The sequence below is a fragment of the Paenibacillus sp. FSL A5-0031 genome (assembly GCF_001956295.1).
Classification (GTDB): domain Bacteria; phylum Bacillota; class Bacilli; order Paenibacillales; family Paenibacillaceae; genus Pristimantibacillus.
In genome coordinates, this window is record NZ_MRTD01000002.1 from 355,466 (window position 1) to 371,627 (window position 16,162).

The window sequence follows — 16,162 nt, forward strand, 5'->3', positions numbered from 1 at the left end:
ATCTACATAAATCTAATCTCAGCAATCGGCCCACTCTGGACAAAACCTATATTTTGATACACTTTGTTGGCAGCAGGGTTTTTATTATCCGCATACAGCATCGGCTCCCTGTTCTCTTCCTCCAAAATTTCGCAAATTCCCGCTACAACCGCGCTGGCATAGCCGTTTCTACGAAGGACAGACGGCGTATAAACCGCATTGATCCGTCCGTGCCGCGGAGATCGATGAGCGATGTTGGCCATCGCTACTGGCAGCTCATCAACAGACCAGAAATATAAATTGCCTCTCATGACCATTCCCTCTGCAGCGGGCATCTGACTGGCAGGTATAACCGACGCCCCATACGCGTCCTCAGAGAAGCCAGCCAAAAACTCAGCGACAAGCTCTACATGCTGGCGTGTTGCTTGAATCATTTTCCCTTTTACCTTCTTGGGCTTAATCACCTTTGGGCATGAATAAGCAGTCATCAACATATAAGCACGATATTGCAGCTGGTTCGCCTCCGCATACATTTTCGCGAACGGTTCTGCCGTAGACGGAGCTCCGCATATACCCGGCAAATCCGTTCCTTCGTAATATGCGATAAGCTCCTGCATAAGTATGTCTCTGCGCTCTTCCGTCATATCCTCCGATAGCCATAACCAAGCGTTATGCCCAGGCGAACCTGCAAAGAGCAGCCGTCCGTCAGACGTCTTCAAGCTCGTTGCGCCTTCTAATGCCGTAATCAAATGAATCAGATTATATTGCAGCTCATCTCGCATAAATGGAAATTGATTTAAAACATGATCGTCTGGATGCAGCTTTTCTAACATAAGATCCCTCCTTTTCTCGCTGATAATTAACACTCTCTATACTTTTAGAGCCGTCTAATTAATTCAGTCCAACACCAATACCCATAATGAGTAGGGATGTAACAACGATGTCTATTAACTGATCCTTATTTTAGCAAAAAAACCTTAATAGGTATAACGATATTGCTGTGTTTATACACGCTCGCTGCAGCTGCTAAAATCCAAAATCCTGATGCGACAAATCGGTATTGACCCCTATGGCAGCTTTGCTGCCTTCTCCGGCTGCGACAACAAGCTGTGCAGGTACAATAATAGAAGAATCGCCGGCTGCATATATGCCCCTTATGCTCGTTCTGCCGTAATCGTCCGTAACGAAGCCGCCTGCCTGTGTCATCGCACAGCCGAGCGCTTCTCCGAAGTGCGCTGCTTGGCCCCAAGATGGCGTAACAAAGCCGCCTGTGCGCTCAATCTCGGTGTTATTCGCAAATACGATACGATGAAGGCGGCCATTCTCGCCATGGAGAGCTTTAATTTTTTGCTGCGTCACTTGAATCCCTCTTTGGCCTAGTTGACCGATCTGCTGCGAGCTAAGGCTGTTCATTCCATTCGTACAAACGACTACATTACGACTCCAGTTAAACACCGTTTTCGCCAAATTGAAAATATTCGAGCCCTCCGAAATGACAACGAGTGGTTGATCACGCAGCTCCCAGCCATCGCAGTATGGGCAGCTGAACAGGCTTCTTCCATAAAAATCTCGTATGCCGGGGATAGCAGGCAAAGATTCCTTCAGACCTGCTGCCAAAATAAGCGTGCGAGCGTGATAAATAACACCGTTGCTTGTCATCAGATGGAAGCCCATCTCGCTTCGCTGCACCTCCGTTACTTTGTCAGGCTTAATGGTAACCGAAGGATACTGGGCAATATCTGCATGGGCTAATCGACGAAGCTCGCGAGGCTCAATGCCATCTCGCGTGATGAAGCCATGCGACTCATGGGTTACCGCGTTTCTAGGCTTATTGTGATCAAATACAATAACAACTCTTCGCGATCTGCCCAGCACGAGCGCTGCATTCAAACCAGCAGGCCCGCCGCCGATGATGGCACAATCCAGATTCATATCTATCGCTCCCTTATCAGTTGAACTATTAACAAGCCGATACGTTTAAACAAATTATCGCTTATCTTTATTCAATCTGGGCAGGAAGGATGCATCTTGATTGTGTAATAGAGAACGTGCTTCAAGCCCCTTTTAAAGATTAATATCTTCTCACTTATGTAATCTCCAATCGACAATTTTCTTCACGAATTGTATAATTCTGTTGTTCCTTCATTAAATGACGGTGGTGACTATTATTTTATATGCAATCTCTTTGTTAGTTTCCTTTGCTATCGTTTATTTCTTAATTCCTCCGTTTGCAAAGCTGGCTTTCCGTCTTGATTTTGTGGACAAGCCCCGCAAGGATGTTGAGCGAAAACTTCATAGGGAACCGATCCCTCTTACTGCTAGTTATGTTATTTTCATCGGATTTTTCTTTACTTATTTGCTCGTAACAAGAGATTTCTCCCTGCAAACTGGCGCCATATTTTTAGGCGGCGTACTGCTTCTCTTCATCGGCACAGTTGATGATTGGTACAAGACGAAAGGCAAAGACTTTCCGTCGCTTCCTAAATTTATCGTCCAAATATCAGCAGCGGTGCTCGTTTACGCTTCTGGCATCGCATTTACTGGTTTTTACAATCCGCTTTCAGGCGAATATGTGCTGCTTCCTGTTATTTTGCAGTTTACGCTTACAATTTTGTGGATCTTTGGCGTAACGACGGTCATTAACTTCTCCGATGGCATGGACGGGCTCGCTGGCGGGCTTTCGGCAATTTCTGCCGTTACGCTGTTCGTTGTAGCACTGGCCAAAGGACAATCCAATTCGGCCATCATGGCTATTATTTTAGTAGGCGTCACGATTGCGTACCTGCGATATAACAAACCTCCCGCAAAAATCTTTATGGGCGATGCTGGAGCTACCTTCCTTGGGTTTATTTTGGCGGTCATTGCACTAGACGGCGCGTTTAAGCAAGCTACCGTGATGTCGTTGTTTATCCCGATTCTCGCACTCGGCGTACCGATCTTCGATAATATATTCGTTGTCGTGAAGCGCATGCTGCAAGGCAAAGCGATCTATCAGGCAGATGCCAGCCAAGCGCATTATCGCTTGCTGCGGGCCGGCCTCAATCATAAGCAGGTCGTCATGTTCCTATGCTTGGTCAGCACATGCTTATGTTTATCATCTATCATTTTGCTGCTTGTTCAGATATAAGAAATAGGGATGCTCTCAAGCGAATAAATTCGCTGAAGAGCATCCCTTTTTTTGTTTGATGAAACATTTCCCCTATTACGCAGTCTGATTAATTAGTAAAATTCAAATGGGTGGTGTGAGTGCATCATGAACAGAGCTCTATCTGTATTGGGCAAGCACGACCTCGCCTCACTCACCAAGCCTTTTCACAACACCGCTCATTTGTCCGAGCATAGAAAACGGGTCCTCCCTCAGCCAGTCCTCAGACACCTTGAACACTTGACCTAGCTTGACGGCACGAAGCTCTCTCCACCATTCACTTTGTTCAAGCCTTTCATATTGCTGCTGCGAGTCCCAATCCTTCGTAACAACCACAAAAACATAATCACCTATATAACTAGATAATTGTTCGATGGGGATATCTGCTTTGAACGGATGCCCTGCCTGCTGCTGAACCTCTCTCACAGCCTCTGGCGCAGTAAAGCCTAGATCCTGATAAAACACCTTCATATCATAATAAACCTGAAGACTGTGGGGCAGCCCTCGCGCCCATAGGAAGGAAACCGTATGCCCCTGTCCTAGACTTTTCGATAACATGCACTTAGAAGCCTCAGCCTTTTCAAGATAGCTATGAATCCAATCCTCGGCTTCTTTCTGCTTTCCTACCCATTCGGCGAGCTGGCGGAAGCGCTCGAACATCGGCAGCGACCAAGAAATCGTAAGTGTAGGTGCTATCTTGGCATAGCTAGAGTAATGATGGCCGTCAAAGGTAATGATCGCATCCGGCTTTAATGCGGCAAGCTTGTCCATATAAGGGGTGACAACCGTTTGGCCAATCTCTTCAATGCCACCGATGCGATCTTGAAAATAACCTCCCTCAAGCAATTGAGCCGGAGCTCCAACCGGTTTGACACCAACAGTAAGCAGCTCACCCAAAAATTGCAGCGATGCGATACGAATGTTCTGCTTTCTTAAATGAACATAAAGCCTTGGGGAGACATTGGTATGCTGTTTAAAGCTGCGGCTAAAATGAAACGGGTCACGAAAGCCGATTCGGCTGGCAATTTCATTGATGGGTTCACCGGATGTTAACAGCAAATGCTTGGCGCGATCCATCCTAAATTGAATTAAGTAATCAATCGGGCTTTTGCCCGTCATCTTCTGAAACAGCCTGGAATAATGTCGCAGCGACAAGCCTGCCATCTCTGCCAGCTTTGCGTGTGTAATATCCAGCGAATAGGAGGCTTGGATATATTCAATCGTCCGCTCGACTGCCCGCAGCGTCTCATCCTCATATTCTTTTTGCTCAGCCTTTAAGACCATATAGATGGCCTCTTGAAAGAGCAAATGATTACGATACTCCTCCACTTCACTCGAGAGTACTCGTTTTTTGTACAAACGCTGTACAAGCTCCAGTAATTGTGTGAACGGCTGCACATGATATTCGCCATCTCCAAGCCCGACTGCCGGCGGCGCGCTTCGTTTACGCAGACGCAGCAAATCAAACTCAGCAACAAAAGCGAAGAGCTGAAATTCAGATTGATTGAACAGCTCAATGGTCGCATTCGGCTGAAAGACAAAACATTTGCCAAATTCGAGCAAATACTCCTTGCCGTCAGCATGCAAAATGCCGGTTCCCTCAGCTGACACGATCAGCACATGTCTCTTCGTTTTTATTTTCACTTTCTCAGCAAGACTCTCGCACGAGATTCTTGTCGTGTCAGCCCAAACATACATACAAGATAAGCGTAAAGCAGCATCTTTCGAATCATTCGCCATATTAGTAGGCCGCTCCCTAAAATGAAAGAAGTCCCTCAACAGTTGTTGAAAGACTCTTCAGCTTATTTATTAACGTGTGGCTGCTATTTGGAAAGCAATTGAACAGCATCTTCAAGCTGCCCTTTAAATGACATAACGTCATATGAGAACCAAAGCGCATCTTCCACAACATATACTTTATTGTTCTTAACCGCCGGAAGCATGCTCCAGAGGCTGCTTTCTTCGACTTTCTTTAAGAAATCAGGATCATTATTGAACTTAACGACAAACAATCTATCGGCTGACGCAAATTCATTCAGCTTCTCCAAGGATATATTAATGCCCAGCTCATGATCGCCTTTATCCCATTCGGTTTTCACTACGTCTGTCATCGGAAATTGCAGCGTATCGAACAAAGTATAACCTACATTGCCTGTGCCGTATACTCTAAGCTGGCCTTTCTCGTAACCCCCGATAACAACAACGCCGAAGGTTTCTCCTTCTTTTACGAATGAAGCTAATTTCGTTCTTGCTTCCGCAGCTTCTTGCTCATAATCTTTGATCCACTGCTCAGCTTTATCGTTTTTCCCTAGAACATCAGCTACGTCTTTAAAATGCTTGATCGCATCATTGCCTTCCCATTTCACAACGACGGTCGGAGCGATCTTACTCAGCTGATCCAGCTGTTCTTCATTCCACTCTGTTGCAATAATAAGATCCGGCTGCAGCTCCAGCGCCTTCTCCATGTTCATGGCATTAGCTGCACCAATATCTTCAATACCGCCAATTTGATCTTTGATCGCTACGAAGTTAGAGAGCAAATGTGTCACAGCCCCAACCGGTTTAACGCCAACAGCGATCATTTCCGGCAAATATTGTGTCGTGATGATCCGCTGCGGGTTTACAGGTATTTCTACTTCTCTGCCCAAAGCATCCTTATACACTTTAGTTGCTGACTGGCTTGCTTCTGTCTCTACAGGAGCATTCGATTCTGCAGGCGTTTGAGCCGGCTTCTCATTTGCTGTCGAGCCCGAATTACTGCATGCTGACACGAGCATGTATACTAGAATAAAGGCGATCAAAAGCCCCGATTTGCTAAATGGATAACGCATGATATAGTCCCTCTTCCTCGTTCTAATTGATAACTGTTATCAATAATAGCAAATGGATTATAGTGCGTCCATGTTGTATTCAGCCTTTTAAGCTGAATCATTCAGCCATTTATCTGCTAGAAAGCACTCTTTTTTTGACATTGAAACATTACATTTACTCGGCCCGTTTATAGTTATATCGAGTGAACTATTGGAGGCGTTTCTATGATAAGAATGATAAGCAAAACCACTGGAATATGCCTTTTACTATCGATGCTCCTCCTCTCCGCTTGCGCGAAAGCCGAGGAACCTGAAACGCCTCAAATAGAAACCGGTAAAGGGAATGCGTGTCGATTTAGCCTCGACAGTGAGCTTCTAGAAACAGCCGAAAAAGGGCAGCTTAAGGGCTTGAAAGTAAATTTAAACCACTCTAGGAGCGAACTAGAGCAAGCCTATGGACAGCCTGACGAAGTTGGGTTTGAAAATGCTGATTATTTAAAATATGATAACTGCTACTTCTATATTTGGGACGAAAATAAGATAGGCGTAATCGATATAAAAATAAACGAATCCGTAGAAGAGGTTAAAATGGTTTTGGGAGAACCAGATTCCGAAGGCAATTCTGATGGCGGGTATGATGAATATGGCCTTAGTTATACAACAGGAGATTATTCTTTATATTTTATGTACGAAGACGCGGCATCAACTGAAGGGATTGTTCGAATAAAGAGCATGAATTAACTTGTCATTGCAAGAACAGCGGCAGTCTCGAAAGACTGCCGCTGTTTTATAGAGCATTCGTTTCTGAATACACTGAAAAGGAAGGGGAATATTACTTTTTCTCCATTACAGCAAAGTAGTTTGCTTCATCATCTGCAAAGTTGAATACTCTTCCAGAAGGCATCGTTACAATGTCACCGACAGTGACACTTTTATTTGACAAGTCGCCATGCAGCTGTTCGAAGTTTTCCGTAAAAAACATTAAAGATGGTGTACCAAGATTTAATCCTGGTGACATTTTTGCAACGAATTCCTTATTATGTAGAATGATCGTTGTTTCTGAATCCTTTGTAGGAGCAATTTCAATATATCGAAACCCTTGGCCGTTATTTTCTTCAGAAATGACTTGAAAACCTACTTTTTCTGTCCAAAATTCCACTGCCTTATCTTGGTTATCTACATACAGCATGATTTGACCGACTTTACTAATCATTAATTGTTCCACTCCCTTGTTTAAGTAATTTTCATAATTGAACTGAGCGTTCCTCAGCCAGCTTGTCTCCATTACCTCCTTATATTATAGCATGTAGAATAGGTTATCAATTGAGCATATTCTGATCTTTGCGGCATACGTTATGATGCACATGAAACACTCAAAAGAATGCAATCACCTCAGACCAGTCCCATTGCCCATAATAAGAATCTGCTTGGTCGATACCTTTTATCCATTCCACTACATGGTGTCCATCTATGTCCGCCATGATTACATTTGCTGTAGTATGATCATCCCTCACCCAAAAGAGCTTCGAATGAAGAACTACCGGGTTATAAGCCCCATGCTTTCGGGAGGGCTTTGTCATATGTTTTTGCACGCCATTATTCAGCTCCACCCTCACTAAGTAAGGAAATGCTGCACGGCGCTGATCGCCATCTGGCTTAGATTCCGCTGCTCTCGACACAATAATATGCTGCAAATCCTGCCAAACAAATGCTTGATCAACGAAACGCTTAGGTGTATAGGCAGCCCCCTTCTCAGATGTCACTTCCAGCACCTTCAGCTGTTTGTTACTGGTGGCCTCGCGCCCGATCCCTGCAATGTAAGCGAGCCGGCTGCCGCTCTTTGCCCATGAGAACCACTGGGGATTATTCACCATCTCATCAAGTGTTCGAAAAACAACGCCGTCCGTTGAAATCACACAGAGGATGTTGCTATCGGCCGATAATGACGCGGTTGGCTTAGCAAGAAATGCGATCCATCGACCATCAGCGGACCATTTGAACTCGCTCGTGCCAACCGCAAAAAAATCGTCAGATGGTGCTGGCAGCACATGAACGGTTGTATAGGTGCGAGGATCGTCCATTGTACGAAGTGGTATTTGATAAAGATGGATCGGCGTCCAGCCATCCGGGAGCAGCTCTGACTGTGAAGAAGCAAAAAAACCTTTGCCATACGGCAGCCAAGAGAAATTATCAATGGCAGCGGCGGAACCAAGCGGTTTGTCCGGCGAGCTCGCATCAACATATTGCAGTTGATCCTTTATCTGATATGCCAGCAGCTTGTTCTTCGGCGCCCATTGAAAATTTTTGCCGACATTTGCAGCGACGAGCTTGCTCTTGCCTGTTGGCAAATGCAGCACCCAAAGCTCTTGCTCTTGCTCTGCATCTCCCTGCGTATATGCAAGCCATTCTCCATCGAATGACCACTTGGGATTGCGCACAAAAGGTCCGTTTACAAGCTTCTTCTCCACTTGACCTGTCTTTAGCCAAAGCTCGCCATTTCGCACAAAAGCAGCCCTTAGAAGTTGTTCTTGTTCCCCATTCGGCGCCGCTGCAATATCTGCTCCACTCGTCATAAACAACAACGCAAGAAACGAAGCGATCCAAACTTTTACGATTCTCATCTAGGGAACCTCCCAAAAAAATACTTGTGGTTACGGTTCCCTTTACTGGTGGAAACATGCATTTATTCGTTCTGTAACTTTTCGTTTTTTTTGTTTCCAGTTTGATACCGATTTGTAACTGTTCTGTTACGAATTATTTTAGCTGCCGCCATATAATTGATTTACAACGATTCATCATCCAGAGGGGCTGAACACCATTTTTACCATCGGTATTATTCGTAATCATCGCTTTTTCCACCGTCTTATTCTCATCGATCTTGCTGCAATTCTCCCTATTCAAATTCATGTAGGAGGATTCCGCCATGCCTAAACCAATCGGCAACAGTAGTCGCTATATGCCGGGACTGGATGGCTTGCGCGCCATTGCCGTTCTTGCCGTCATTGCTTATCACTTAAACTTGCAATGGGTACCGGGCGGACTGCTCGGAGTTACTATGTTTTTTGTCCTCTCTGGATATTTAATCACGGACATTTTGCTTAAACAGCTTCATCCTTCCAAGAAATTAGATCTCAAAACGTTTTTTATTCGCCGAGCTAGGCGATTGCTGCCTGCGATGTTCCTCATGATAGCTGTCGTTTCATTATGGCTGTTGATTAGTGATACAGGCCGGTTATTGTCTCTAAAAGGCGATATCGGGTCAGCGCTTCTTTATATAAGCAACTGGTATCTTATTTTCCATGAGGTTTCCTACTTCGAGAGCTTCGGCCCCGCTTCACCGTTCGGCCATTTATGGTCGCTTGCAGTGGAAGAACAATTTTATTTATTGTGGCCCCTCGTGCTGTTAGCCGTTATCCGCTTCTCTCCAAAACGGGGCAAACTTGCGCTGTGGACACTGGCGGCAGCTGCGGTATCAGCCGGTGCGATGATCCTGCTTTACCAGCCGGGTGTTGATCCAAGCCGTGTTTACTATGGGACGGACACCAGAGCCTTTGCCCTTCTCATTGGGGCAGCGCTCGCTATCGTTTGGCCGAGTTGGAAGCTGTCATCGACCTTGTCTGCACGCAGCCGTATGCTTATAGATGCTGTAGGCACATTCGGCTTCGTCATCATTTTGGTTATGATTAATCAGACCAACGAGTATGATTCTTTTCTATATCGCGGAGGCATGGTGCTGTTCTCCCTTGCTACTGCGGTTGTCGTGGCTGGACTCGCCCATCCCGCAAGTAAATTCGCAAATGTAATCGGAAGTAAAGTGCTTGCATGGATCGGCGTCCGTTCCTACGGCATTTATTTATACCATTATCCAATTATCGTGTTAACGACTCCAACGGCCGAGAGCGGGGAGCTGCATCCTGTAAGAGCAATTATTCAAGTAATCCTAACTTTCGTGCTTGCTGAGCTTTCTTGGCGGTTTATAGAGGAGCCTATCAGGCATGGTGCGCTTGGAAAAATATATTCCCTGTTTAAACAGCAAATGACAGAGCGGATTGGACTAAAAAAAGCCAGCAGCTATCTCGCCGTGCTTGTTATTGTTTTCTCAAGCGTATCCTGCACAAGCAGTGTGAATTTGCAATCAGCCAGCGGCGATAGCACGAACAATGAAACATCTGTAGTTGCGCCTGCCAAGCCGAATGTTTCGGAGGAAGCTGCTCCAGGCAAAGATCGTGAACAAGGCAAGACTGGACAAAATGAGACTGTGATTGAGCCGAAGCCAGCTGAACCAGAAAAACAAACGCCTCCGCAAGCGACGGAGCAACCTGATCAATCTCATACGGCTCCGGGTACAGAAACAGATAAAACCGAACCGTCCATCACCGATCCGAAGCAGCCGAACGTTGATAACGTTGTTAACGGCATCGATGGTAGTAAGCCAAAACCAGTACCAAACGTTAATGACAAACCAACCAGCAATCCCGTACAGGGAAACAAAGATCAGAAGCCTGTACCAGACAAACCGACTGTCACCCCTATCGATCAAAACAGCGTGACGGCAATCGGCGATTCCGTCCTATTGGATGCTGAACCATTCCTAGAGAAGCTGGTTCCGGGTATCGTTGTTAATGGAAAAATAGGAAGACAGTTTGGGCAGGCATTTGACGTGATTGAGGATTTGAAAAAAAATGACCAACTTGGAAATACGGTTGTTATACAGCTCGGAACAAACGGTGCCTTTACGACAAAACAGATGAATGAGCTTCTTGGCACTTTAGGCACAGAGCGTCAAATCATATTCATCAATACGCGTGTCCCGCGCAAATGGCAGGATTCCGTAAATAAAATGCTCGCTGCCACAGCGAAAAAGACGGAGAACGTGACCATTGTAGACTGGTATACAGCAAGCAAAGGGAAAAAGGACTTTTTTGCCGCTGATGGCGTGCATTTGAAAAAGCATGGAGCACAGTTTTATGCAGACCTGCTCGTTAAAGCATTAGACAAATAAAGAAGAGTGCTTTGGAGGTGTAATCGCCTCTGAAGCACTCTTTTTTTATGATGCTCAATTAGGCAAGCGCCATCTTTACCTGCCTAATATAGAAGAAACGAACGATGAAGAAGTAAATGACTTGAACGATAAAAAATAAACCAAGCACGAGTATGGATTCCTTGAGCAGCGAGTATTTAAACATATTGGATAGTGTCATGAGGGCAACAGCCCCATGTACTAATGCCACCACGATTGGAGCAAAGAATAGCAATATAATTTGTCGAGTTAGTATTTTTGCAAGCTCTTTGTCGCTTAGGCCCATTTTCGAAACCGCTTTGAACTTCTGTCTGTCATCATCCAAATCGCTGTACAGGCGGAAATAGAGAAAACTGCCTGCGGAGACAAAAAACACGATTCCGATAAACAAACCAATGAACAGTATCGGGCCAAAGCGCTGGCTTAACACGGAATTTTGAAATTCAAGCGCGTAAAACTGATATTTATCGCTATAGGGAATGAGATTCGTAAGCTTACCGCCTGCCTTTATGGCTTCATTCTGCCGCTGTGGTCCATGCCATGCATAATAATGGCTCTCTTGTACTGGAGGCTGGAGTTTTGCAAATTGTTCATCCGATACAATGAAATAGCCGCTGAAACCATGTACCGCTGGCGATACAACAGCTCGATTGGCTTCAATCACAACACTAGGCTGCAGCGTATATGGCTCGTTAAGCATCGCTTTACCCGCTCGTGACATCCCAAAGTCAACAACCGCTGCTTTCCCGCCTGCAAGCTTAATCTTATCTATTTTCATTAATTCGGCCAAATGGTTATAGTCGGATTGCTTAACCACTACAATCATTTTATCGCTATTGGAGGCCTTGTAATAACCAAGCTTAAGCATTGCTTTTTCATTTGCGATGTTCGATTCTTTCAGTGTGCGATCAATCTGCTCCATATGCTTTTGCTCGCTGCTATCACCATCCATTGTTGTCTGGTAGGTGAATAGATAAGGATTTCCCTTAACATGATCTCCGCCGATGATGGATTGAAACCCATAAAGCGAGCCTATCGCACAAAACGAGACCGTGGAGATGATAGCGACCAGAAAGAACGAACGTGCGTTGTCCTTCAAGCGGTAGGCGAGATCGGAAAAAAGCAGCATATTCGTTTTGAGCCAAAAAATCGATTCCATACTCTTTAGCTTCCGAATGATATAGACGCTAAGCTGTGTAAACAGCAGGTAAGTGCCGATGCAAACCATGATCGTAACCGGAATAAGCAGAAAAATAGCCTCGGCGCCATCGGCTCGCAAACTAAGAAAGTAGCTTGTTCCAATCAGGATTGGTACTAGCATGGAAAGAAGGAAAGATGACTTCGGCTCACTTTTCGCTTGCTTGTTTGCCTTTAATAGCGTAACCAGCTGCCCGCTGCGCAGTACGGTAGAAATAAAAAAAGAGATGAGAATAAATAAAATCAAAAATGAAACCAGAGTGAGGGCAATAGCCTTATAAGGAATATAAAAGGATAGCTTTTCATTGATGGTAAGAACATTTTCCCCTGCAAGCAAAATCGCCTTTGCAAACACAAGCCCCAAACCAATGCCACCGATAATGGCAAATAGGCCAATAATCATATTTTCCAAAAAAATCATCAGACGGAGCTGGACAGTGGTCATGCCCTGCATGATCATCAGCCCAAATTCTCTTTTGCGCGATTGTAGAAATGTACTCATGGAGTACAGTACAAAAAAGAAGGAAAATACATAAATAATCCACTTGGATACAGAAAGCGCAAACGTAGCGCTGGAATGAATATTTTCCCCGCTAAGGACAGGGTGGTATGCAAAGATAGAAAAAGTAAAGAAAACCATCACCGTAAATAGACTGCTGAGGAAATAACCTGCATAAAGCCGTTTGTTGCGAGTGACGTTACGGAATGCGAACTGGCGAAACGTCATGATGATATCCTCCTAACAGCGAAAGCGTATCGATAATTTTTTGGAAGAAGGTTTGACGATTGTCACCCCGATGGATTTCCGTATAGAACCTGCCGTCCTTAATGAAAACAACGCGATTGCAATAGCTAGCAGCCACCGCATCATGCGTGACCAGCATCATTGTTGCTTTCTGCTCGCGGTTAATTTTCTCCAGCAGTTCCATGACATCCTTCGCTGCTTTGGAGTCAAGGTTTCCTGTCGGTTCATCTGCCAGCAGCAGCTTGGGGGAGTGAATCATAGCCCTTGCTATCGCTGCTCGCTGTGCCTGCCCCCCAGATATTTCATACATGCGTTTATTCATAATCTCTGTAATGCCTAGCTTCTCAGCTATGGCTTTTACTTTTTTCTTCATTTCGCTAACCTTGTTGCCATCTAGTGTCAGCGGCAGCACAATATTCTCCTCAACCGTCAAGGTATGAAGCAGATTGAAATCCTGAAAAACAAATCCAAGCTCACGGCGGCGAAATATCGCTAACTCATTTTTGTCCAGCTTGCTGGTCGTTTTGCCGTGAAAGGATATGTCTCCCGTTGTCGGCTCGTCAATCGTTGCAATTAAGTTCAGCAGCGTTGTTTTCCCGCTTCCAGAGGGACCCATAATCCCAACAAAATCTCCGTCATCAATCGTTAAATTAATGTCGGTCAAAGCTAGGTAGGACATTTTACCTTCATATATTTTACTAACCTGTCTTACATGCAGCATACTTAGATCTCCTTTCAAGAGCAAAACAGTTAATGTGTGATCAGTATACTGTGGACGGTCAGCCGCTAACTATCGATTAGACTTTCACTTTTATTACACGCTTGTAAGCTTCTGATAGGCGGCAAAAACAATACGTACCTCCGTACCCTGATCGACCACTGACGTTAGCTCCATTCCATGTCCAAGACGATCAGCAGCCTCCTTCGTCAGATAGAGCCCCATACCCGTTGATTCGCGCATGCCGCGTCCGTTTTCCCCGGTAAAAAAGGGATCAAATACCCGCTTCATATCCGCAGCAGGAATGCCTACCCCACGATCAATAACTTCAATAACAGCTTCGCTCCCGCGCAAATAGCAGGAAATCACGACCTTCTTCCCTTCTGTCTCTTTGCTCGCAGAATATTTAATCGCATTGATGACAAGCTGGGAGAGCATAAAAAACAGCCATTTCTCATCCGTTTCGACCGTTAATTCAGGCGTACTGATGTGAACCTCGGGATAAATCTGATTGCGAATAAAAAGTCGTTTGTTGTCATGGACAACGGCGCTGATAATTTGTGACAGAACGACGGGCTTCACGTGGAAATCCTGTTCGAACGCGCGGAGCCGAGCCATATAGAGGACCGTATGCAATCCCGAGCGCATTCTCTCCAGCTCCTCACGTATGCTGGCAAACTCCGGCTCGTCAATATTTTGAACAGTGAGCTCAATGACCGAAAGAGGTGTTTTCATTTGGTGAACCCATTGGTCCATGAAAACGAGATGCTCCTCCTGCTGCTTCTTTACCGTGTATAATTGCTGCTGATAATGACGGTACTGGGTATGCAACAGTTTCTGGAGCGCCTCCGAGATGGGCGACTGCCCAATTTTCTGAAATGACGCATCTAGCGATTCGAGAGGCTGACTAAGGCGGAGGTAATAATGTCGCCGACTAAGAAAGTGGTACACAAGGTATCCGCCTAGGATGAAGAAAGCAAGAAAAACAACGTAAAGTGCTGTCTCCAAATTGTGATAACCATCGAGCCAATAAATCGAAAAAATGATACCCAATTGCAAAAGCTGAACAACAATGAGCAAAGCGTGTTCTCTTATAAACAGTTTCACTTGTCACTTTCCTTCATCCATGTGACGTTAAGCCGATAGCCTGTACCTCTCACCGTCAGCAAAGCATCTTCGATGCCAAGCTCCTGAAATTTTCTTCTAACGCGGGTAATGTTCACATTTAGCGTATTTTCATCCACGTAAGCCTGATCATCCCACAGCTTCTCAAGCAGAGCCTCGCGGCTGGCAACCCGTGGATATCGCTCAATGAGGCTTTCTACAATGTCGGATTCTTTTTTCGTGAGCGCAATGATTGTTGCTTCAAGCTTCAGCTCCAGCCTTTCTGGATAAAGCATGAGCCCTTCGATTTCGAGAACGCGTTCCTCATATCTGGAGGCATACTCCCCATAGGCACGTCGAAGATGGCTGTGGATTTTGGCCAGCACAATTCCAGAGTGAAACGGCTTCGTGATATAATCATCGCCCCCATTTTCAAGAGCCATGATCTGATCCATTTCACCGTCGCGAGCGGATATAAACAACACCGGGCAGATCGACGCGCTGCGGATTTGCCTGCACCAGTAATAGCCGTCATAACTAGGCAAATTCACATCAAGAAGAACCATGTCAGGCTTGGCTTGATGGAACTCATCCATGACATGCTGAAAATCGTTTACCCGTATCCCTTCATAGCCATACTTCGTTATAGTAGACAGCAGAAGCTCCGCGATTTTCGGATCATCTTCTACAATCATTATTTTGTGCATCTCACTCTCTCCTTGTATGGACCATTAATGTCAAAATAAGAATATTGCAACACTATCTATTATGCTTGATCTACTATCGATATGGAAACGGAAAACTCGCTCTTTTTTTCTCATGTGATAGATTAATGGAATTTTATTCGTATTACCTAGTAGGCGCCAATAATTGTTGCAAGGAGGGGTGAACGGTTGAAACTGACAGAGGACAATGTTGTACAACACATAAAGAACAAAAACGAGAAAGCCATTTCTTTTATTATCCATCAATATGGAGGACTGCTTGCTGCGATAATTAAACGCCATTTAAATGGCCAGCAGCAGGATTACGAGGAATGTCTGGATGATGTGCTGCTTTCGGTATGGAACCATATTTTGCACTTCGATCCCGAGAAAAATGGCTTTAAACAATGGCTTGCAGCGATTGCCAAATATAAAGCCATTGATTATCAAAGAAAACAAATCAAGCTTCACAATCACCAATTTTCGGTTTCCGAAATAGATGATCGTATGCTCAAAACAAGCGAAGCGGCAGGCACAAGCCAAGTAGATGAACTGTTTGACCAACTATCAGCGCGTGAGCGGGATATTTTCGAAAAATATTACTTAGAGGGAACACCTTCCCATGAAATCGCGGAGCACTATAATGCCAAGGAATCTTGGGTGCACAACAAGCTTTCCAGGGGACGCAAGAAATTGAAAAGCTATCTGCTCAAAAATAATCAAGGATAAGGAGTGAGACT

Annotated in this window: 15 protein-coding genes; 4 read left to right on the forward strand and 11 right to left on the reverse strand. The window is 45.0% G+C overall.

Annotated features, from left to right (window positions below; translation table 11 throughout):
* Positions 1 to 2: 2 nt before the first annotated feature.
* Complete coding sequence (locus tag BK120_RS05080; RefSeq protein ID WP_076266395.1) at positions 3 to 812, reverse strand: GNAT family N-acetyltransferase; 810 nt, start codon at positions 810 to 812, stop codon at positions 3 to 5.
* A 193-nt stretch (positions 813 to 1,005) separates the two neighbouring features.
* The gene (locus BK120_RS05085; protein ID WP_076266396.1) at positions 1,006 to 1,911 is read right to left on the reverse strand and encodes an NAD(P)/FAD-dependent oxidoreductase; all 906 of its coding nucleotides are present in this window, start codon (positions 1,909 to 1,911) and stop codon (positions 1,006 to 1,008) included.
* 217 nt (positions 1,912 to 2,128) lie between these two features.
* Between BK120_RS05085 and BK120_RS05090 the strand changes: the two genes are divergently transcribed.
* The gene (locus tag BK120_RS05090) at positions 2,129 to 3,106 is read left to right on the forward strand and encodes an MraY family glycosyltransferase (protein WP_076266397.1); all 978 of its coding nucleotides are present in this window, start codon (positions 2,129 to 2,131) and stop codon (positions 3,104 to 3,106) included.
* Between the two features lie 168 nt (positions 3,107 to 3,274).
* Here BK120_RS05090 and BK120_RS05095 read toward each other — a convergent pair whose 3' ends face one another.
* A complete protein-coding gene (locus BK120_RS05095) occupies positions 3,275 to 4,864 on the reverse strand; it encodes an AraC family transcriptional regulator (protein WP_076266398.1) in 1,590 nt (529 codons plus the stop codon).
* A gap of 83 nt (positions 4,865 to 4,947) precedes the next feature.
* Positions 4,948 to 5,955, reverse strand: coding sequence for an ABC transporter substrate-binding protein (locus BK120_RS05100; RefSeq protein WP_076266399.1), 1,008 nt, complete (start codon positions 5,953 to 5,955; stop codon positions 4,948 to 4,950).
* A 204-nt stretch (positions 5,956 to 6,159) separates the two neighbouring features.
* Here BK120_RS05100 and BK120_RS05105 point away from each other — a divergent pair, with 204 nt between their 5' ends.
* Entirely contained in the window at positions 6,160 to 6,675 is a 516-nt protein-coding gene (locus BK120_RS05105; protein WP_076266400.1) for a DUF4309 domain-containing protein, read from the forward strand.
* 91 nt (positions 6,676 to 6,766) lie between these two features.
* Here BK120_RS05105 and BK120_RS05110 read toward each other — a convergent pair whose 3' ends face one another.
* The 3 genes from BK120_RS05110 to BK120_RS35160 form a co-directional block, all read right to left on the reverse strand.
* Complete coding sequence (locus BK120_RS05110) at positions 6,767 to 7,147, reverse strand: VOC family protein (RefSeq protein WP_076266632.1); 381 nt, start codon at positions 7,145 to 7,147, stop codon at positions 6,767 to 6,769.
* A gap of 160 nt (positions 7,148 to 7,307) precedes the next feature.
* The gene (locus BK120_RS05115) at positions 7,308 to 8,555 is read right to left on the reverse strand and encodes a TolB-like translocation protein (RefSeq protein ID WP_083681632.1); all 1,248 of its coding nucleotides are present in this window, start codon (positions 8,553 to 8,555) and stop codon (positions 7,308 to 7,310) included.
* Positions 8,556 to 8,688: 133 nt separating this feature from the next.
* A complete protein-coding gene (locus BK120_RS35160) occupies positions 8,689 to 8,841 on the reverse strand; it encodes a hypothetical protein (protein ID WP_179089746.1) in 153 nt (50 codons plus the stop codon).
* 16 nt (positions 8,842 to 8,857) lie between these two features.
* Here BK120_RS35160 and BK120_RS05120 point away from each other — a divergent pair, with 16 nt between their 5' ends.
* Positions 8,858 to 10,936 (forward strand): acyltransferase family protein, encoded by a 2,079-nt coding sequence (locus tag BK120_RS05120; RefSeq protein WP_076266401.1) that lies wholly within the window; start codon positions 8,858 to 8,860, stop codon positions 10,934 to 10,936.
* Positions 10,937 to 10,994: 58 nt separating this feature from the next.
* On the opposite strand, the gene BK120_RS05125 is transcribed toward BK120_RS05120, so the two are convergent.
* From BK120_RS05125 to BK120_RS05140, 4 genes are all read right to left on the reverse strand, one after another.
* Positions 10,995 to 12,878, reverse strand: a complete 1,884-nt coding sequence (locus BK120_RS05125) for an FtsX-like permease family protein (RefSeq protein ID WP_076266402.1) — start codon at positions 12,876 to 12,878, stop codon at positions 10,995 to 10,997.
* Complete coding sequence (locus BK120_RS05130; protein ID WP_076266403.1) at positions 12,850 to 13,617, reverse strand: ABC transporter ATP-binding protein; 768 nt, start codon at positions 13,615 to 13,617, stop codon at positions 12,850 to 12,852. The genes BK120_RS05125 and BK120_RS05130 overlap by 29 nt, the downstream gene beginning before the upstream one ends.
* Before the next feature lie 93 nt (positions 13,618 to 13,710).
* Positions 13,711 to 14,721 carry a sensor histidine kinase gene (locus BK120_RS05135; protein WP_076266404.1) on the reverse strand — a complete coding sequence of 337 codons (1,011 nt, stop codon included), beginning with the start codon at positions 14,719 to 14,721 and terminating at the stop codon, positions 13,711 to 13,713.
* The gene (locus tag BK120_RS05140) at positions 14,718 to 15,425 is read right to left on the reverse strand and encodes a response regulator transcription factor (RefSeq protein ID WP_076266405.1); all 708 of its coding nucleotides are present in this window, start codon (positions 15,423 to 15,425) and stop codon (positions 14,718 to 14,720) included. The genes BK120_RS05135 and BK120_RS05140 overlap by 4 nt, the downstream gene beginning before the upstream one ends.
* 186 nt (positions 15,426 to 15,611) lie before the next feature.
* On the opposite strand from BK120_RS05140, the gene BK120_RS05145 reads away from it, so the two are divergent.
* Positions 15,612 to 16,151, forward strand: a complete 540-nt coding sequence (locus tag BK120_RS05145; protein ID WP_076266406.1) for a sigma-70 family RNA polymerase sigma factor — start codon at positions 15,612 to 15,614, stop codon at positions 16,149 to 16,151.
* Positions 16,152 to 16,162 lie beyond the last annotated feature (11 nt).

Bases quoted from the DNA above. Each gene is read 5' to 3' on its own strand.
- BK120_RS05130 (WP_076266403.1), bottom strand. From the start codon at position 13,617: ATGCTGCATGTAAGACAGGTTAGTAAAATATATGAAGGTAAAATGTCC.
- BK120_RS05120 (WP_076266401.1), top strand. From the start codon at position 8,858: ATGCCTAAACCAATCGGCAACAGTAGTCGCTATATGCCGGGACTGGAT.
- BK120_RS05080 (WP_076266395.1), bottom strand. From the start codon at position 812: ATGTTAGAAAAGCTGCATCCAGACGATCATGTTTTAAATCAATTTCCA.
- BK120_RS05110 (WP_076266632.1), bottom strand. From the start codon at position 7,147: ATGATTAGTAAAGTCGGTCAAATCATGCTGTATGTAGATAACCAAGAT.
- BK120_RS05095 (WP_076266398.1), bottom strand. From the start codon at position 4,864: ATGGCGAATGATTCGAAAGATGCTGCTTTACGCTTATCTTGTATGTAT.
- BK120_RS05085 (WP_076266396.1), bottom strand. From the start codon at position 1,911: ATGAATCTGGATTGTGCCATCATCGGCGGCGGGCCTGCTGGTTTGAAT.
- BK120_RS05115 (WP_083681632.1), bottom strand. From the start codon at position 8,555: ATGAGAATCGTAAAAGTTTGGATCGCTTCGTTTCTTGCGTTGTTGTTT.
- BK120_RS05125 (WP_076266402.1), bottom strand. From the start codon at position 12,878: ATGACGTTTCGCCAGTTCGCATTCCGTAACGTCACTCGCAACAAACGG.
- BK120_RS05140 (WP_076266405.1), bottom strand. From the start codon at position 15,425: ATGCACAAAATAATGATTGTAGAAGATGATCCGAAAATCGCGGAGCTT.
- BK120_RS05100 (WP_076266399.1), bottom strand. From the start codon at position 5,955: ATGCGTTATCCATTTAGCAAATCGGGGCTTTTGATCGCCTTTATTCTA.
- BK120_RS05090 (WP_076266397.1), top strand. From the start codon at position 2,129: ATGACGGTGGTGACTATTATTTTATATGCAATCTCTTTGTTAGTTTCC.
- BK120_RS35160 (WP_179089746.1), bottom strand. From the start codon at position 8,841: ATGAATTTGAATAGGGAGAATTGCAGCAAGATCGATGAGAATAAGACG.
- BK120_RS05105 (WP_076266400.1), top strand. From the start codon at position 6,160: ATGATAAGAATGATAAGCAAAACCACTGGAATATGCCTTTTACTATCG.